General features: G+C 74.7%; 17 protein-coding genes and 1 riboswitch. Of the genes, 14 read left to right on the forward strand and 3 right to left on the reverse strand.

Translation table 11 applies throughout. The annotated features are described in order from the left end of the window. Nucleotides 1-19: 19 nt before the first annotated feature. Nucleotides 20-1,384, reverse strand: coding sequence for a discoidin domain-containing protein (locus tag BLW78_RS16070; protein ID WP_091680779.1), 1,365 nt, complete (start codon nt 1,382-1,384; stop codon nt 20-22). Nucleotides 1,385-1,545: 161 nt separating this feature from the next. Further along, nucleotides 1,546-1,741: riboswitch (cobalamin riboswitch) on the forward strand. Between the two features lie 34 nt (nt 1,742-1,775). On the opposite strand from BLW78_RS16070, the gene BLW78_RS16075 reads away from it, so the two are divergent. Genes BLW78_RS16075 through cobJ form a run of 9 tightly spaced genes read left to right on the forward strand, consistent with a single transcriptional unit; the run spans nt 1,776 to nt 11,088 of the window. Next, nucleotides 1,776-1,958 (forward strand): CbtB domain-containing protein, encoded by a 183-nt coding sequence (locus BLW78_RS16075; RefSeq protein WP_024829520.1) that lies wholly within the window; start codon nt 1,776-1,778, stop codon nt 1,956-1,958. A gap of 16 nt (nt 1,959-1,974) precedes the next feature. Next, entirely contained in the window at nt 1,975-2,727 is a 753-nt protein-coding gene (locus BLW78_RS16080) for a CbtA family protein (protein ID WP_091680780.1), read from the forward strand. Then, entirely contained in the window at nt 2,720-3,121 is a 402-nt protein-coding gene (locus tag BLW78_RS16085; RefSeq protein ID WP_091680782.1) for a DUF1636 domain-containing protein, read from the forward strand. Before BLW78_RS16080 ends, BLW78_RS16085 begins: the two co-directional genes overlap by 8 nt. Next, nucleotides 3,118-4,152, forward strand: coding sequence for a cobalamin biosynthesis protein CobW (gene cobW / locus BLW78_RS16090; protein WP_091680783.1), 1,035 nt, complete (start codon nt 3,118-3,120; stop codon nt 4,150-4,152). Before BLW78_RS16085 ends, cobW begins: the two co-directional genes overlap by 4 nt. 46 nt (nt 4,153-4,198) lie before the next feature. Next, the gene (gene cobN, locus BLW78_RS16095) at nt 4,199-7,528 is read left to right on the forward strand and encodes a cobaltochelatase subunit CobN (protein ID WP_091680785.1); all 3,330 of its coding nucleotides are present in this window, start codon (nt 4,199-4,201) and stop codon (nt 7,526-7,528) included. Then, a complete protein-coding gene (gene cobG / locus BLW78_RS16100) occupies nt 7,525-8,862 on the forward strand; it encodes a precorrin-3B synthase (RefSeq protein WP_091680787.1) in 1,338 nt (445 codons plus the stop codon). Before cobN ends, cobG begins: the two co-directional genes overlap by 4 nt. After that, nucleotides 8,859-9,551 (forward strand): precorrin-8X methylmutase, encoded by a 693-nt coding sequence (locus BLW78_RS16105; RefSeq protein ID WP_280142467.1) that lies wholly within the window; start codon nt 8,859-8,861, stop codon nt 9,549-9,551. The genes cobG and BLW78_RS16105 overlap by 4 nt, the downstream gene beginning before the upstream one ends. Further along, nucleotides 9,551-10,330 carry a precorrin-2 C(20)-methyltransferase gene (locus BLW78_RS16110; protein ID WP_091680789.1) on the forward strand — a complete coding sequence of 260 codons (780 nt, stop codon included), beginning with the start codon at nt 9,551-9,553 and terminating at the stop codon, nt 10,328-10,330. Before BLW78_RS16105 ends, BLW78_RS16110 begins: the two co-directional genes overlap by 1 nt. Then, the gene (gene cobJ, locus BLW78_RS16115) at nt 10,327-11,088 is read left to right on the forward strand and encodes a precorrin-3B C(17)-methyltransferase (RefSeq protein ID WP_091680790.1); all 762 of its coding nucleotides are present in this window, start codon (nt 10,327-10,329) and stop codon (nt 11,086-11,088) included. The genes BLW78_RS16110 and cobJ overlap by 4 nt, the downstream gene beginning before the upstream one ends. Here the strand turns inward: cobJ and BLW78_RS16120 are convergent. Then, nucleotides 11,055-11,867, reverse strand: a complete 813-nt coding sequence (locus BLW78_RS16120) for a cobalt-precorrin-6A reductase (RefSeq protein WP_091680792.1) — start codon at nt 11,865-11,867, stop codon at nt 11,055-11,057. The two genes, cobJ and BLW78_RS16120, sit on opposite strands and share 34 nt — an antisense overlap. On the opposite strand from BLW78_RS16120, the gene cbiE reads away from it, so the two are divergent. Genes cbiE through BLW78_RS16140 form a run of 4 tightly spaced genes read left to right on the forward strand, consistent with a single transcriptional unit; the run spans nt 11,866 to nt 15,576 of the window. Then, a complete protein-coding gene (gene cbiE / locus BLW78_RS16125) occupies nt 11,866-13,086 on the forward strand; it encodes a precorrin-6y C5,15-methyltransferase (decarboxylating) subunit CbiE (protein ID WP_091680794.1) in 1,221 nt (406 codons plus the stop codon). The genes BLW78_RS16120 and cbiE overlap by 2 nt on opposite strands. Further along, on the forward strand, nt 13,083-13,487 hold the full coding sequence (locus BLW78_RS16130) for a cobalamin biosynthesis protein (RefSeq protein ID WP_244526961.1): 405 nt from the start codon (nt 13,083-13,085) through the stop codon (nt 13,485-13,487). The genes cbiE and BLW78_RS16130 overlap by 4 nt, the downstream gene beginning before the upstream one ends. Next, on the forward strand, nt 13,484-14,260 hold the full coding sequence (cobM, locus tag BLW78_RS16135; protein ID WP_091680797.1) for a precorrin-4 C(11)-methyltransferase: 777 nt from the start codon (nt 13,484-13,486) through the stop codon (nt 14,258-14,260). Before BLW78_RS16130 ends, cobM begins: the two co-directional genes overlap by 4 nt. Then, nucleotides 14,257-15,576: a cobyrinic acid a,c-diamide synthase CobB gene (locus BLW78_RS16140; protein ID WP_091680798.1), complete on the forward strand. Its 1,320-nt coding sequence runs from the start codon at nt 14,257-14,259 to the stop codon at nt 15,574-15,576. The genes cobM and BLW78_RS16140 overlap by 4 nt, the downstream gene beginning before the upstream one ends. A gap of 60 nt (nt 15,577-15,636) precedes the next feature. Here the strand turns inward: BLW78_RS16140 and BLW78_RS16145 are convergent, their stop codons facing one another. Beyond that, nucleotides 15,637-16,074, reverse strand: a complete 438-nt coding sequence (locus BLW78_RS16145) for a helix-turn-helix domain-containing protein (protein ID WP_020094642.1) — start codon at nt 16,072-16,074, stop codon at nt 15,637-15,639. Between the two features lie 355 nt (nt 16,075-16,429). Here BLW78_RS16145 and BLW78_RS16150 point away from each other — a divergent pair, with 355 nt between their 5' ends. Beyond that, nucleotides 16,430-16,777 carry a heme-degrading protein HmuQ gene (locus BLW78_RS16150; RefSeq protein ID WP_042672224.1) on the forward strand — a complete coding sequence of 116 codons (348 nt, stop codon included), beginning with the start codon at nt 16,430-16,432 and terminating at the stop codon, nt 16,775-16,777. Nucleotides 16,778-16,822 lie beyond the last annotated feature (45 nt).

Genomic DNA, 16,822 nt, shown 5'->3' on the forward strand with positions numbered 1-16,822 from the left:
CTCCGGCCCGCCGCGCCGGTCACGCGTCGTCGAAGGCGAGGGCCTCGGCCGGGTAATCCACCATCGTCCGGCGCTGCGCGTCGGTGTTCTGCCACTCGCCGACCTTCATGTAGCGGCCCTCGAGATCGCGGACCTCGACCACCTTCCCGATGGTGGGGATCGACTGGAAGCCCTGCGGCCAGTTCGACGCGAAGTAGAAGACCTGCTCGACGTGGTCGGAGAGGTGGCAGATCCCCGGCCCGAAGGTCCCCAGCCCGAAGACGAGGTAGCGGCCGTTCACCAGCGCCGCGACGTCGGAGATCAGCGACTCGCTCTGGATCTCCACCGGCAGTCCGCGCCGCTCGGCGTACGCCTCCACCTCGGCGATGACCGGGTTCAGCCTGTTCTCGAAGACGAGCTTGACCGAGCGGATGCGACCCTCGGCCAGAAGCCGGTCGATGACCATCCGGTAGAACGCGAAGGGCGGCTGCGGGTAGTGCGGATCCACCCAGGTGCTGAAGATGTCGCCCGACCGGATGTGGATCAGGAGCTGGTCGTCGGGCTTCACCGGGAAGCTCTTCGGCAGGCCGTTGAACAGCGGCCGGATCACGCTCTGCACGATCGCGCGCGAATCCGTCGGCCCCCGCAGCGCGGTCATGCGCTCGAACTGCGTCGGGTCGAAATACAGGCCCGACAGGAAGTAGCCGTCCGCCGGCAGCGGCTCGTCCGGCGGGATGAAGGTGAGGCCGTCGCAGGTCAGCCGCTCGGTCAGGAAGATCACCTTGCTGCGGTCGACCTTGGGCACCTTGATGTATTTCAGGTTGAGCGCCTTCGCGATCGTCACCGCGATGATGTACTGGACGAGGCAGTTGCCGAAGGCGCCGTTCTCGAACAGCGACAGGCCGACCAGGGCGTGGCTGGCGCGGTCGGGCGCCGACTGGAGCGCGTAGGTGACGTAGACGTTGGCGCCGGGCGTCTCGTTCAGGAGCATCACGTCGAGGCCGAGCATCGCCCGCAGCGCGATCAGGTCGACCGCGGCCTCGTCGGCGCGGATGCCGATGCCGGCGATCCGGGCCGGTTCGGGCGCGGCGATCCGGACCGCGCGCGCCCAGGCCCGCTCGTCGGGGACGATCGCGGCGACGAGGGCGTCCGGGGTCGCGGTCCAGCCAGCGAGGTCCGGCTCGGCCCACGTCACGCCGTCCTGCGAGACCGCCACCGCGACGTCGCCAGGCTCGGCGGGAACCGCCCCCTCCCCCGGCCGCAGGGCGACGGAATGGATCGGGAAGCGGCCGCCGAGGTCGACCTCGAGCCACGTCGTTCCCGTGCCCGCATCGGAGACGATCCGCGGCTCACGGCCGGCCGCGAGATCGACGAGGACCGGGGTCGGATCGTCTGTCGGGGCCATCGGGTCTCCGGGAGTTCAGCGCCCGCGCCGGGGCCGGGCGGGTATCGGGTGCGGCGGTGCCCGCTCCGGGGCGCGGCCGTCAAGCCCGCCCCGATCGCGGGGCGGGCGCGGGAAACGGCCGCGATCCGGCGCCGCTCCGTTGTGTCCTGGCGGTCATGCGTCTACAACGGCCGGGCGACGGTGCCCCGGAGACGGGGTGAAAAGGGAATGCGGTGAGGGGTTTGAAGCCCCGATTCCGCGGCTGCCCCCGCAACTGTGAGCGGCGAGCGCCCGCCAAGCGCCACCGGAGCGATCCGGGAAGGCGGTGGGCGCGCCGAGCCGCGAGCCAGGAGACCTGCCGTCGCGACAGGATCCCGCAATGCCGCCGGTGGGGCGGCTGGAGACGCTTCTGATGACGACGCAAACCCTCGCCCCCGTCGCCGCCGGCACCCGCGCGTCGGAGCGCCCGATCGCCGTCGCGCTCGCGGCCGTGCTGGGCCTCGGCCTGCTGTTCATGGCGGGCTTCTCGCCGGCGATCGCGCTCCACAACGCGGCGCACGACTTCCGCCACACCCAGAACTTCCCCTGTCACTGACGTCCCCGGACCAGGGATGATCATCCGGCTCCTGTCGGCGGCCCTCGCCGCCGGCTTCTTCGCGGCTGCCATCGTGACGGGCCTCGAACTCACGCTGACCTCGCCGCTGATCGTCGCGGCCGAGCGCTACGAGCAGCAGGAGGCGCCGAACCGGGCTGCCAAGGCGCTCCCGATCAAGGCGTTCCCGATCGTGCTGGCCCATGCCGGGCACGATCACGCCGCGCCCGACGCCGCGCCGGAATGGCAGCCCGCGCCCGGCCTGCCGCGGATGGCCTTCACCGGGCTCGCGACCCTCGTGGGTGGCGTCGGCTACGCGCTGCTGCTCGGCGCGGTGATGCTCGCCTGCGGCCGCGAACCCACGCCGCAGGTCGGCCTCGCCTTCGCGGTGGCCGCCTTCGCCAGCGTCGCGCTCGCGCCGGGCCTTGGCCTGCCCCCGGAATTGCCCGGCAGCGCGGCGGCCCCGCTCGCGACGCGGCAGGCGTGGTGGGTGATGACCGCCGCGGCGACCGGGATGGGGCTCTACCTGATCACGATTCGCCGCGCGCTGATCACGATCCTCGGGGGGCTCGTCCTGATCATCGCCCCGCACGTCGTCGGCGCCCCGCAGGCGCCCGAGGCCGCGTCCGAACTTCCGGCGGCGCTCGCCGCGCAATTCGCCGCTCGGTCGCTCGCCATCAGCTTCGTGTTCTGGATCCTGATCGGGCTGGGGCTCGGCTGGGCGTGGCAGGCCTTCGCCCGCGGCGCGGATCGGGGAGCGGCCCGTGCCTGAGACCGTTCTCTACGTCTGCATCACCTGCCGCCGGCCGGACGACGACCCCGACGGCCCCCGCGCCGGGGCCCGCCTGCTGGAGGCGCTCCGGGCGCGGAGCGGCGCCACGCCGGACCTGCGGGTCGAGGCGGTGGAGTGCCTGTCGGTCTGCAAGCGGCCCTGCACCGTGGCGGTCGCCGCGGCCGACCGCTGGACCTACGTCTACGGCGACATGGATCCGGCCGCGTCGGCCGAGATCATCCTCGGCGGGCTCGCGGCCTACGCGGCGACCCCGGACGGCATCGTGCCCTGGCGCGAGCGTCCGGAGGCGTTCCGCAAGGGCGTGATCGCCCGCATTCCCCCTTTCCCAGAACCCCGCCCGGTCCCCGCCGGCACCCTGGAGCCCGCGGAATGACCCTCGTGAACAAGATCCCCTGCACCATCGTCACCGGCTTCCTCGGGGCCGGCAAGACGACCCTCGTCCGCCACGTGGTCGAGAACGCCAAGGGGCGCCGCCTCGCGATCCTGGTGAACGAGTTCGGTGATATCGGCTTCGACAAGTCCTTCCTGGCGGCCTGCGGCGTCGAGGGCTGCACCGAGGACGCCATCGTCGAGCTGCCGAACGGCTGCATCTGCTGCACGGTCGCGGACGATTTCGTGCCGGCGCTGGAGACCCTTCTCGGCCGCGCCGAGCCGCCGGAGCACATCCTGATCGAGACATCCGGCCTCGCCCTGCCGAAGCCGCTGGTCCAGGCGTTCCAGTGGCCGGCGATCCGCTCGCGAGTGACCGTCGACGGCGTGGTCGCGGTGGTGGACGGCCCGGCGGTGGCCTCGGGCGCCTTCGCGGAGGATCCGGAGGCCCTGGCGGCCCAGCGCGCCGCCGACCAGTCGGTCGACCACGACAACCCCCTGGAGGAGGTGTTCGAGGACCAGCTCCTCTGCGCCGACCTCGTGGTCGTCAACAAGGCCGACCTGATCGACGCCGCGACGCGGGCGCGGGTCCGCGCCGAGGTCGAGGGGCACCTGCCCCGCGCCGTGAAGGTGGTCGAGACCGAGAACGGCGCCATCGACCCGCGGGTGCTGCTCGGCCTCGGCGCGGCCGCCGAGGACGATCTCGACGCCCGACCCTCGCATCACGGCGAGGGCGAGGACCATGACCACGACGATTTCGAGACCGTGGCGCTGCCGGTGCGCCCGGCGGTGACCGCGGGAGATCTCGCGGCCCGGGTCGAGGTGGCGGCCGAGGCCGCCGGCGTCCTGCGCATCAAGGGATTTGCCGAGGTCGAGGGCAAGCCGATGCGCCTCGTGGTGCAGGGTGTCGGCCGGCGCGTGACCCATCATTTCGACCGCCCCTGGCGGTCCGGGGAAGCCCGCGACGGGACGCTGGTGGTGATCGGCCTGAAGGGCTTCGACAAGGACGCCGTCGCGGCGGCCCTCGCGGGATGAGGCCGGTCGCGCACGCCCGCCCGGACTCGCTCTAGGGGCCGCCGCGGTGCATCTCGTGCGCATCGATGCCGTCTCCCTCGACGAGGGCGAGGCGGCCGTGGATCTCGGGCAGGAGCCCGGCGACCTCGTGGTGCTGTCCTTCACCGACAGCGACCTCGCGTCGGTCGGGCAGGCCCACGCCGCGGAGCCCGGCCTGCCGAGCCTGCGGCTCGCGAAGCTCGCCAGGCTGCGGCACCCGCTCTCGGTCGACCTCTACGTCGAGCGCGTCGTGGCGCGCGCCAAGGTCGTGGTGATCCGCTGCCTGGGCGGCCTCGATTACTGGCGCTACGGGATCGAGCGCTGCGCCGAGGCCGCGCGGGCGCACGGCGTCGTCCTCGCGGTCCTGCCGGGCGACGACCGGCCGGACCCGCGCCTCGCCGCCTTCTCCACCGATCCCGACCTCGCCGGGCAGCTCGACGCCTATTTCCGGGCTGGCGGCCCCGACAATTTGCGGCGGATGCTGCGGCGCCTGGCGATTCGCCTGGGCGCCGACGGACCGGTCGAGCCGCCCGTGCCGCTCCCGCGCGGCTTTCCCTGGTGCCCCGGCTGCGGAGCTCTTCCCCTCGAGGCAGCCCTCGCCGCGGCCGCAACCGCGATCCCACTCGCCGGAGCGCGCAGCGCGGCGGAGCCCGTCGCGCTCCTGCTGATCTACCGCTCCGCCGTGCTCGGAGGCGACACCGGCCCGTTCGTCGCCCTCGCCGCCGCCCTACGGGCGCGCGGGATCGGCGTGCTGCCGATGGCCGTGTCGAGCCTGAAGGAGCCGCAGGCCGCCGCCGCGGTCGCCGAGGCCGTGCGCGCGCGCAGGCCCGACCTCGTGATCGCCGCCACCGCCTTCTCGGCCCGCGAGGACGAGGCCGGCTTCGTCCTGGACGGCGCCGATTGCCCGGTGCTGCAGGCCTTCACGGTCGGTTCGCCGCGCGCGGCCTGGGAGGCCTCCGCCCGCGGCCTCGGCGCCGCCGACCTCGCCATGCAGGTCGCGCTGCCGGAATTCGACGGCCGGCTCTCGGGCTTCCCGATCTCGTTCAAGGAGGAGAGTGCCGAGATCGCCGGCTTCGCCGAGCGGCGCGCCATGCCCTACGAGGCCGGCATCGCCGCGCTGGCCGACCGGGCCGCGGGATGGCTGCGGCTGTCCGCCCTGCCCCGGGCGGCCCGGCGCGTCGCCCTGGTCCTGTCCGACTACCCTGCCCGCGGCGGCCGGGCCGGATTCGCGGTCGGCCTCGACACGCCCGCGAGCGCCCGCGCGATCGCCGCCGACCTCGCGGCCGCGGGCTACGCGGCCGGCGCGCTTCCGGAGCCCGGAGCGCTGATGGCGGCGCTCGCGGACGGCCCGGCCGCGTTCCGGGTGCCGCTCGCGGCCTACGCGGCGTGGTGGCGCACGCTCTCCGAGGACGTCCGCGCCGCCGTGACCGACAGCTGGGGTGAAGCCGAGGCGGACCCGGCCTGCGTCGACGGCGCCTTCCGGTTCCGGATTGTCCGGGACGGCGGCCTCGCGGTCTTCCTCCAGCCCGACCGCGGCCGCGACCCCGATCGCAAGACCGGCTACCACGACCTCGACCGCGCCCCGACCCACGCCTACCTGGCCTTCCATCTCGGCCTGCGGCAGCAATTCGACGCCCTGGTGCAGCTCGGCACGCACGGCACCGCGGAGTGGCTGCCGGGCAAGGCCGTGGCCCTGTCGCCCGACTGCTTCCCGGCGCTCTGCGTCGGCGGGCTGCCGGTGATCTACCCCTTCATCGTCGACGACCCGGGCGAGGCAGCGCCGCTCAAGCGCCGCCTCGGCGGCGTGGCGCTCGGGCACCTGACGCCCGACACCGCCGTCCACGCGCTGACACCCGAGGCGGCCCGGCTCCGCGAGCTGGTGGAGGAGTATTCGGCGGCCAGCGTGCTCGACCCCCGCCGCGCCGACCTCATCGCCCGCGCCATCCTGGAGGAGGCCGGGGCGGCCGGACTGCTGGACGGTGCCGGGATCGGCCCGGACACGCCGATGGACGAGGCGCTGACGCGGCTCGACGCGCATCTCTGCGATCTCGGCGAGACCGTCTTCCGCGACGGCCTGCACGTCTTTGCCCGCGCTCCGGACGAGGCCGCGGAGGCCGTCGCGGTGAGCGCGGACTCCGAGCGGGCCGGCCTGCTCGCGGCCCTCGACGGGCGGTTCGTCCGGCCCGGCCCCTCCGGCTCGCCGTCCCGTGGGCGGGCCGACGTGCTCCCGACCGGGCGCAACCTCGCGACCCTCGACCCGCGGGCCATCCCGAGCCGCGCCGCCGCGCTCCTCGGCGAGCGGGCGGCCGCCGCCGTGGTGACCCGTTATCTCCAGGACGAGGGCGCCTATCCGGCCCGGATCGTCATGGATCTCTGGGCCTCGCCGACCCTGCGCACCGGTGGCGAGGACGTGGCCCACGCCCTGGCCCTGATGGGCGTGCGGCCGGTCTGGGACCATGCCAGCACCCGCGTCACCGGCTTCGAGATCCTGCCCCTCGCCATGCTGGACCGGCCGCGAATCGACGTCACCGTCCGCGTCTCCGGCGCGTTCCGCGACACCTTCCCCGACACGCTGGCGTTGCTCGACCGCGCCGCCCGCGCCGTGGCGGACCGGGACGAGGCCGACGACGAGAATCCCCTCGCGGCGGCGCGCCGGCGGGGCGATGCGTCGGTGCGCGTCTACGGGGCCGCGCCCGGCCGCTACGGCGCCGGCACCGCCGCCACGGCCCTCGACGGCGCCTGGGACGGCCGCGCCGACCTCGGCCGCGCCTACCTGGCCGCGAGCGGCCACGCCTACGGCGACCGCGACGGGCCCGACGCCGATTTCGCCGCCCGCGTCGCGGCGGCCGACGCCTATCTCCACGCCTTCGACGTGGCCGAGCGCGACCTGTTCGACGGCGACGCCGCCGTCGACGCGATGGGCGGTTTCGCGGCGGCCGCGGCCCTGGAGGGGGCGAGCCCCGCCCTCTACAGCCTCGACGTGTCGGTCCCGGAACGGCCGAAGGCGCGGACGGCCCGGGAGGATTCCGCCCGCCTGATCCGCGGGCGCCTCGCCGATCCCCGCTGGATCGCGGCCCAGCTGCGCCACGGCTACCGGGGCGCGCAGGAGCTCGCCCAGGGGCTCGACGCGGTCTTCGTCCTGGCCGCCGCGAGCGACGCGGTGACAAATGCGGGCTTCGAGGCGCTCTACGCGGCCTGGATCGCCGACGCCGAGGTGTTCGAGCGCCTGCGCGCCGCCAACCCCGCCGCGGCCCGCGCGATCCTGGAGCGGTTCGACGCCGCCCGGGACCGCGGCCTCTGGCACAGCCGACGCAACGCCCTCCCGGCCGACGCCCTGCTGCGCGAGGCCGCCGAGTGAGCGCGGCCCCGCATCGGCGCGCCCTGCCCGAGGCGCCAGCCCGCCGGGGCTGGTGCCCCGGTCTGACGCGTCCCATGCCGACGGGCGACGGCCTGCTCGCGCGCGTCCACCCGCCGCTCGGGATCCTGACCCTCGATCAGGCCCGCGCCGTGGCGGAGGGTGCGCGGCGCTTCGGGAACGGGCACCTGGATCTCACCGCCCGGGCCAATCTCCAGATCCGCGGCGTCTCCGAGGCGACGCGCGCGCCGCTGGCCACTTGGCTCGCGGCCCGGGGCCTCGGCGACGTGCGCGCCGACGGCGGCCCCCAGCGCCTGACGCTCACGAGCCCCCTGGCCGGCCACGACCCGGACGAGACGATCGACGTGCCGGCCCTCGCCCGGGCGATCGAGACCGCGGGGCTCGCGATCCCGGGGTTGCCGGCCAAGACCCTGGTCGCCGTCGAGGGCCGCCCCGGCCGGGCGCTGCCGGAGGCGGATCTCTGCGTCGCCGCCGAGGGGCCGGGCCGCGTCGCGATCGCGGTCGCGCAGGGTGAGACCCCGCGGAAGCTCCTGACCTGCGCAGCCGACGCGGCGCCCGGCCACGTGGCGGCCCTGCTCGGCGCCTTCGCGCGGACTGGCCGGCGCCGGATGCGCGACCTATCGAACAGCGAACTGACCGCGCTGACCGAGGCGCTTCCGTCAGGAGATAACCGCGCCGGAACGGCGCAGGCGTACCAGGGCTTCGCTCCGGAACAGGAGCCGGTACGTCCGGCGGGCGGACGCGACCTTAGAAGCGTCGCCGTCGACGCGCCCTTCGGACGCTGCACTGCCGACGCCCTCGACCGGATCGCGGCTACGGCAGCGGCGATCGGCTCCGACGAGATCCGCCTCTCCCCCACGCGCGGCTTCGTGATGCTGGCGCCGGCCGCTGCCGAAGCGGCGGCCGCGATTGCGGCGCTCGCGGCGGAGTTCATCGTCGTCCCCGACGATCCGCGGCGCGCGATCGCGGCCTGCACGGGGGCGCCGGGCTGCGCCTCCGGATCGACCCCCACGCTCGCGGACGCGGCCCGCCTCGCGGAGGCGTTCGGCCCCCTGGCGGTCGCGGGGCATGCCGCGCACGTCTCGGGCTGCGCCAAGGGCTGCGCGCGGCCCGGCCCGGCCGACCTGACCCTCGTCGGCCGCGACGGCCTCTACGGCGTGGTGATCGGGGGTGCGCCCGGCGATGAGCCGGCGATGGATCTCCCTATCGAGGCCGTGCTGGAGCGGCTAGGAAGGGCCGAGATCGACGGGCTCTCCGCCGCCTTCGCGCCGGAGATCACCCCTTCGGAATGCGGGAGGACCAAGAGACCGGCATGAGCGCGAGCCAGAACGCCCTGCGCCAGACAGGATCGGAGCCGGCCGCGGCGCACGAGTCCCCGTCCCGCTACGACTACATCCGCGACGGCGGCGCGATCTACGCGCGCTCCTTCGCGATGATCCGCGCCGAGGCCGATCTCGGGCGCTGGTCGGGCGCCGCCGAGCGCGTCGTCGTCCGCATGATCCACGCCTGCGGCATGACCGACCTGCCGGCCGACGTGGAGATGGCACCGGACTTCGCCGCGGCCGGCGTCGCGGCCTTGCAGGCCGGCGCGCCGATCCTGTGCGACGTCCGCATGGTCGCCGACGGCGTCACCCGGGCGCGGCTGCCGGCCGGCAACGAGGTGATCTGCACCCTGGGCGACCCGCGCGTGCCGGATCTCGCCAAGAGCCTCGGCACGACCCGGTCCGCGGCCGCCATGGAGCTGTGGCGGGAGCACCTTCCGGGCAGCGTCGTGGCGGTGGGCAACGCCCCAACCGCCCTGTTCCGCCTCTTGGAACTGCTCGATGCCGGCGTGGCGCCCCCCGCCGCGGTGATCGGCATCCCGGTCGGCTTCGTCGGCGCGGCGGAGTCGAAGGAGGCCCTGGCGCGGGACGGCCGCGTGCCGTTCGTGGTCGTGCACGGTCGGCGCGGCGGCAGCGCCATGACGGCCGCGGCGGTCAACGCGCTCGCCAGCGAGGTCGAGTGATGGACGGTTTCGAGCGCCTCGACGGCCCGACCGAGGAGATCCCCGCGGCCGCGGTGACGGGCACGCTCTACGGCGTCGGGATGGGCCCGGGCGATCCGGAGCTCCTGACCGTGAAGGCGCAGCGCATCCTGATGCGCGCGCCCGTGCTGGTGCACTTCTGCAAGCGTGGCCGGCGGGGCAACGCCCGCACCATCGCGGACGCGATCCTGCGCGACCCGGCCCGCGAGATGGCCCTCGCCTATCCCTACACGACCGAGATCCATCCCGAGCACCCGGACTACGTCGCGGCGCTGGCCGGATTCTACGACGACGCGGCCGGGCAGCTCGCCGATCACCTGGGCGCCGGGCGCGACGTCGCGATCCTGTCGGAGGGCGATCCGTTCTTCTACGGCTCGTTCATGCACCTGTGGCGGCGCCTGAAGGACCGCTTCCCCGTGGAGGTGGTTCCGGGCGTCACCGGCATGTCGGGCTGCTGGACTCGGGCCGGCACGCCGATCACCTGGGGCGACGACGTCCTCACCGTCCTGCCGGCGACCCTGTCGCTCGACGCGCTGACCGAGCGCCTGCGCGGCACCGACGCGGCCGTGGTGATGAAGCTCGGGCGCCACCTGCCGAAGGTGCGGGCCGCCCTCTCGGCCGCCGGGCTGCTGGCGCGCGCCGTCTACGTGGAGCGCGGCACGATGGCGGGCGAGCGGGTCGTGATGCTGGCCGACAAGGCCGACGACGAGGCGCCCTACTTCTCGATGGTGCTCCTGCCCGGAGAGGGCCGCCGACCGTGAGCGGAAGCCTCACCGTCGTCGGCCTCGGGCCGGGCGACGCGGCCCTGCTGACCGAGTCGGCCCGCCGGGCGCTGGACGCGGCGGAGGACGTCGTCGGCTACTTCCCCTACGTGGCCCGCGTGCCCGAGCGTCCCGGCCTCGTCCGGCACGCCAGCGACAACCGGGTGGAGGTCGACCGGGCGCGCCACGCGCTGCAGCTCGCCGCCTCTGGGCGCCGGGTCGCGGTCGTCTCCGGCGGCGATCCCGGCGTCTTCGCCATGGCGGCGGCGGTGTTCGAGGCGGTCGAGTACGGCGAGCCCGGCTGGCGCGACCTCGCCATCACGGTGGAGCCGGGCATCACCGCGATGCTCGCGGCCGCGGCCCGGCTCGGGGCCCCGCTCGGCGGCGACTTCTGCGCGCTCTCGCTCTCGGACAACCTGAAACCCTGGCCGGTCGTGACCGCGCGGCTGGAGGCGGTGCTGCGCGCGGATTTCGTGGTGGCGCTCTACAACCCGATCTCTACCGCCCGGCCCTGGCAGCTCGGGGCGGCGCTGGAGATCGCGGCCGGGATCCGCGCGCCCGAGACGCCGGTGATGTTCGCCCGCGCCGTCAGCCGGCCGGACGAGGCGATCCGCGTCGCGACCCTCGCCGAGGCGCCCGCGGTGCCGGCCGACATGGCCACGATGGTGATCCTGGGCGCCTCGACGACGCGGCTGATCCCGCGCGCGGGCCGGGCGCCCTTCGTCTACACCGCCCGCAAGGTCGAGGGACCGGCGTGATCGCCCGCGTCCAGCCAGCGGCGCGCGCCCGCGGCGTCCGCGACGCTCGGCACGTCGGGCTTGCCCGGCCGCCTTACCATCACGACCGGGATGCCGAGGCCGCGCGCCGCCGCGATCTTGCCGTAGGTCGCCGCGCCGCCCGCGTTCTTGCTGACCACGATCTCGATCCGGCTGGCCCGCATCAGGGCCGTCTCGGACGCGGCGTCGAACGGTCCGCGCGCCTCCAGGGCGGTCAGATGCGGCACCGGCAGGATCCCGCCCAGCGGCTCGACCGTCCGCGCCAGGTAGCTGTGCTGCGGCGCCGCCGCGAAGGCCCCGGCCTCCTGCCGGCCGATCGTCAGGAACACGCGCCGGGGCTCCGCGCCGAGGGCGGCGACCGCCTCCTCCATCCCGTCGACCTCGACCCAGTCGTCGCCGGGTTCGCGGTTCCAGGCCGGCCTGCGGATCGCGAGGAGCGGCACGCCCGTCAGGGCCGCCGCGCGCGCGGCGTTGGCCGACATCCGCGCGGCGAACGGGTGGGTCGCGTCGATCAGGCGGGTGATCGCCTCGGCCTCCAGGTAGCGGGCGAGGCCCTCGGCGCCGCCGAAGCCGCCGATCCGGGTCGGGACCGGCTCGGGCTTCGGCGCCGCCGTCCGGCCCGCCAGCGAGAGGGTCACGGCGCGATCCGCCTGCCCCGCGAGCGACCGCACCAGGGCGCTCGCCTCGCCGGTCCCGCCGAGGATCAGGATCCGCATCGTGCCGGTGATCGGGGGCGGCGTGTTCATGGGCGCCTTGTCCATGAGCGCTGACTCGCTGTCGAGCGCCCCGTGGCTGTCGATCGTCGGGATCGGCGAGGACGGTCGGGCCGGGCTGACGCCGTCCGCCGCCGCCGCGGTCGACGCCGCCCGCGTGGTCTACGGCGGCCGGCGCCACCTCGCCCTCGCCGGGCCGCTCGACGCGGAGACGCGGCCCTGGCCGAGCCCGATCCACGAGGCCTATCCGGAAATCCTGGCGCGGCGCGGCCAGCCGACCTGCATCCTCGCCACGGGCGACCCGTTCCACTACGGCATCGGCGCCGAGATCGCCCGGCTGGTGCCCGCGGGCGACATCCGCGCCTTCCCGCAGCCCTCGGCCTTCAGCCTCGCCTGTGCCCGGCTCGGCTGGCCGCTCGCCGAGTGCGCCCTGGTCACGCTCCACGGTCGCGCGCTGACCCGGATCGTCCCGCATCTCCAGCCGGGTGCGCGGCTCCTCGTCCTGTCGTGGGACGGCACGACGCCCGGCGCCCTCGCCGCCCTGCTGCGCGACCGAGGCTTCGGTGCGTCGACGCTGACGGTGCTGGAGGCGATGGGCGGGCCGCGCGAGCGCGTCCGCACCCTCCGCGCCGACGCGTTCGACGGCGCCGACTTCGATCCGCTGAACACGGTGGCGGTCGCGGTGGCGGGTGCCGGCCGCGCCCTGCCCCTCGCGCCAGGCCTCGACGACGACCTGTTCGAGAATGACGGGCAGCTGACCAAGTCCGAGATCCGGGCCCTGACCCTGTCGGCGCTGCGCCCGCATCCGGGACAGCATCTCTGGGATGTCGGTGCGGGCGCCGGCTCGATCGCGATCGAGTGGATGCTGCGCCACGCGAGCCTGCGCGCCACCGCGATCGAGGGGAGGCCGGACCGCGTCGAGCGGATCCGCCGCAACGCCGTCGCGCTCGGCGCCCCGGACCTCGCCGTCGTCGCCGGCACGGCGCCGGGCGCGCTCGCCGGCCTGCCCGCGCCGGACGCGGTTTTCATCGGCGGCGGCGTCTCGGAGCCGGGGGTCCTCGCGACCGTGCTGGCGGCGCTGCGGGGCGGCGGTCGCTGCGTCGCCAACGCCGTGACCCTCGAGGGCGAGGCCGCGCTGCTCGCGGCCTTCGCGGCGCATGGCGGGAGCCTGCGCCGCTACGGCGTGGAGCGGGCGAGCCCGGTCGGGGGAATGCACGGCTGGCGCCCGGCCATGACGGTGATCCAGTGGGCCTGGACCAAGCCGTGACCGGAGCGCTGGTCGCCGGCATCGGGTTCCGCCGGGGCACCGAGGCCGAGGAGATCGCGGAGCTGATCGAGCGCGCCCTCACCCTGGTCGGCGCCGCGCGGTCGAGCCTCGCGGCTGTGGCCACGGCGGACGACCGGGCGTCGGACCCGGCGATCCGCGCGGCGACGGCCCGGTTCGGCCTGGCACCGCATTCCATCGCCGCAGCCGCGCTGGAGGCCCGCGACGCCGAGGTCGTCACCCGCTCGGCGCGGATCGAGCGCCTGCGCGGCGTCGGCTCGCTGGCCGAGGCGGCGGCCCTCGCCGGCGCCGGGCCCCGGAGCCGCCTCGCCCTACCCCGGATCGCGAGCGGCGGCGCCACTTGCGCCCTGGCTGTCCGATACGACACGACACGGGAATCATGACCGTCCACTTCATCGGCGCCGGCCCCGGCGCGGCCGACCTGATCACGGTGCGCGGGCGCGACCGCATCGCGGCCTGCCCCGTCTGCCTCTACGCCGGGTCGCTCGTCGCCCCCGAGATCCTGGGCTGGTGCCCGCCCGGCGCGCGGATCGTCGACACGGCGCCCCTCGACCTCGACGCCATCCTGGCGGAGATCCGGACGGCGCACGCGGCCGGCCAGGACGTGGCGCGCCTGCATTCCGGCGACCTGTCGATCTGGAGCGCCCTAGCCGAGCAGATGCGCCGGCTCGACGCGCTGGCCATTCCCTACACGGTGACGCCGGGTGTCCCCGCCTTCGCGGCCGCGGCCGCGCTGCTGCGCCGGGAGCTGACGGTCCCGGGCGTTGCCCAGACCGTGGTCCTGACCCGCACCTCCGGGCGGGCGAGCGCCATGCCCGAGCGGGAGACGCTCGCGGCCTACGCGGCCACCGGCGCGACCCTGGCGATTCACCTGTCGATCCACGTCGTCGAGGCCGTCGCCGCCGAGCTGATCCCCTTCTACGGCCCGTCCTGCCCGGCGGCGGCGGTGTTCCGAGCCTCCTGGCCGGACGAGCGGGCGCTCGTGGGCGATCTCGCCGCGCTGCCCGGGCTCGTCGCGGAGGCCGGTCTGGAGCGCACCGCCCTGATCCTGGTCGGACCGGCGCTGGGCGCCGCGGAGTTCCGCGAGAGCGCCCTCTACGCGCCCGACTACGACCGGCGCTACCGTCCCGGCGGCACGGTGGGGTCGCGGTCGTGAGCGCCCCCGGCCTCCTCGTCGCGGCGCCGCGCTCCAGCTCCGGCAAGACGACCGTCGCCCTCGCGCTCATGCGCGCCCTCACCCGGCGCGGCCTGCGGGTGCGCGGCGCGAAGTGCGGCCCGGACTACATCGATCCGGCCTTCCACCACGCCGCGACCGGCCATCCGAGCTTCAACCTCGACAGCTTCGCCATGGCGCCGCCGCTCCTCGACGCGCTGGCGGGCGCGACGGCGGCGGCGGCCGATCTGCTGATCGCCGAGGGGTCCATGGGCCTGTTCGACGGCGTCCGGGCGGCCGAGAACCGCACCGGGGCGAATGCCGACATCGCCGTGCGCTACGGCTGGCCGGTGGTGCTCGTGGTGGACGTGTCGGGCGCGGCGCAATCGGCGGCCGCCGTGGCGCTCGGCTGCAAGCTCTACGATCCCCGCATCCGGATCGCCGGCGTGATCCTCAACAAGGTGGCGAGCGCCCGTCACCGGCGCCTCGTCGAAGCCGGCATGGAGCGCGCAGGGCTGCTGGTGCTCGGCGCGCTGATGCGCGACGCGCAGCTCGTCCTGCCCGAGCGCCACCTGGGGCTCGTCCAGGCCGGCGAGACCGCGGATCTCGCAGCGCGCCTCGACAGGCTCGCCGACCTCGCGGAGGCGGGCATCGACCTCGACGCCGTGGCGGCCTGCGCGAGCGGCACCGTACCGCCCTCCGGTGGCCGCCTGCCCCGGCCGCCCGGACAGCGCGTGGCGGTCGCCCGGGACGCGGCGTTCAGCTTCCTCTATCCGCATCTCGAGACCGGGTGGCGGATGGCCGGCGCCGAGCTCGTGCCGTTCTCGCCCTTGGCCGACGAGGGACCGCCCGAGGATTGCGACGTCTGCTGGCTGCCGGGCGGCTATCCGGAACTGCACGCGCGCCCGATCGCCGGCGCGACCCGCTTCCTGGACGGGCTGCGCCGCTTCGCGCGGACCCGGCCGGTCCACGGGGAGTGCGGCGGCTACATGGTCCTGGGCGAGACGTTGCAGGATGCCGACGGAGCGACCCATGCCATGGCCGGACTGCTACCGGTCGCGACCTCGTATCACCGGCGCAAGCTGCATCTCGGCTATCGCGTCGCGCAACTCGCCGAATCCGGCCTGCTCGGCGCCGCGGGCACGCGCCTCGTCGGCCACGAATTCCACTACGCCAGCGAGCTCTCGCCGATCGCGCCGGAGGAAACGGCGCTCGCCCGCGTGACGGATGCCGAAGGTGTCGATCTGGGACTGGCCGGCCACCGGGTCGGACCCGTCACCGGCAGCTTCTTTCACCTGATCGCGACCGATCCGCCGTGACGCAGGGCTCGGCGCAGCCGCTTCGAAGGTCCCCGAGGTGAAGCCTGTTTCGCGCGCCGGTCAGGCCGGATCCGTCGTCGGCGCGGTTGCGCCGCGGTTCTGCGCGAGTCGCGCGGCGCTGCGGACCAGCGCGAGCACGTCGCGGCGCATCTGCTCGTCCTCGATCTGGGCGTAGGCGCGCAGCAGCTCGATGGCGCCGTGGGCGCTGAGGAAGCCGAACACGTCCTCCTGCGCGTTCTCGCGCGGCTCGTTCTCCTCGAAGAACGCGGAGACCGGAACCTCGAGGAGGCGCGCGATCTCGCGCAGCCGGCCGGCCCCGACCCGGTTCTGGCCCTTCTCGTATTTCTGAACCTGCTGGAAGGTCACGCCGACCGCGTTGCCCAGCGCGGTCTGGCTCATGCCGCGAGCCTTGCGCAGCGCTGTGATCCGGATGCCGACGAGGCGATCGACGTCCGTCGTCTGCTTCGGCATCGTCTGGCCGGAGGAATCCTTGTCCATGGCGTGGGCTGCATCCTCCTGCGGACGGGGTGTCTTCGCCTCGCTGTCGCGCCGCTTCACCGTCCGCCCCTTAGTCGCATGTCCTGCACGCCAGGTTGCCGGTACTCCGTGCCGATGTCCGGCTATAGCCCTGATCCCGACACAGGTGAACCGCGGCGCAGTAGGACACCAAGTTGTCAAGCTTCGCAAGTCGAAGGTTACATCTTCTAGTTTAAGCCCACACATCTTTGCAACATTGTTGCTCAAATGTCGACGTGGAGGTCAGGGCTGCTTTCGAGGTGCGCCTTGTCGCCGCGCGGCGGTACCCCTTAGGACCACAGGGGCATGTAGGTTCGGTACCGCGCAGGAGGCACGCATGTTCATCGCGATGAATCGCTTCAAGGTTGTTAAGGACGCGACGGCGGATTTCGAGGCCGTCTGGCTCGGGCGCGACAGCCACCTCGGCGAGATGCCGGGCTTCGTCGAGTTTCACCTGCTGCGCGGCCCCGAGCACGAGGACCACGTGCTCTACGCCTCGCACACGATCTGGCGATCGCGTGCCGATTTCGAGGCCTGGACCCGGTCCGAGCAGTTCCGCAAGGCGCATGGCCGCGTGCCCTCGACCAAGCCCCTGTATCTCGGCCACCCCCAATTCGAGGGTTTCGAGACGATCCAGACGGTCGGCGGGACGGCCGATGCGCGCCAGGACGCCGACGCCGTCTGAACGCGGCGGACCCCGGCCGCCCTTCGGCCGGGGTCATTCGAGGCG

It is taken from the genome of Methylobacterium sp. 275MFSha3.1, from assembly GCF_900108435.1.
GTDB lineage: Bacteria > Pseudomonadota > Alphaproteobacteria > Rhizobiales > Beijerinckiaceae > Methylobacterium.

Coding starts and splice junctions, on each gene's coding strand:
- BLW78_RS16070 (WP_091680779.1), bottom strand. CDS start 1,384: ATGGCCCCGACAGACGATCCGACCCCGGTCCTCGTCGATCTCGCGGCC.
- BLW78_RS16075 (WP_024829520.1), top strand. CDS start 1,776: ATGACGACGCAAACCCTCGCCCCCGTCGCCGCCGGCACCCGCGCGTCG.
- BLW78_RS16080 (WP_091680780.1), top strand. CDS start 1,975: ATGATCATCCGGCTCCTGTCGGCGGCCCTCGCCGCCGGCTTCTTCGCG.
- cobW (WP_091680783.1), top strand. CDS start 3,118: ATGACCCTCGTGAACAAGATCCCCTGCACCATCGTCACCGGCTTCCTC.
- BLW78_RS16105 (WP_280142467.1), top strand. CDS start 8,859: ATGAGCGCGAGCCAGAACGCCCTGCGCCAGACAGGATCGGAGCCGGCC.
- BLW78_RS16110 (WP_091680789.1), top strand. CDS start 9,551: ATGGACGGTTTCGAGCGCCTCGACGGCCCGACCGAGGAGATCCCCGCG.
- cbiE (WP_091680794.1), top strand. CDS start 11,866: ATGAGCGCTGACTCGCTGTCGAGCGCCCCGTGGCTGTCGATCGTCGGG.
- BLW78_RS16120 (WP_091680792.1), bottom strand. CDS start 11,867: ATGGACAAGGCGCCCATGAACACGCCGCCCCCGATCACCGGCACGATG.
- cobM (WP_091680797.1), top strand. CDS start 13,484: ATGACCGTCCACTTCATCGGCGCCGGCCCCGGCGCGGCCGACCTGATC.
- BLW78_RS16145 (WP_020094642.1), bottom strand. CDS start 16,074: ATGGACAAGGATTCCTCCGGCCAGACGATGCCGAAGCAGACGACGGAC.
- BLW78_RS16150 (WP_042672224.1), top strand. CDS start 16,430: ATGTTCATCGCGATGAATCGCTTCAAGGTTGTTAAGGACGCGACGGCG.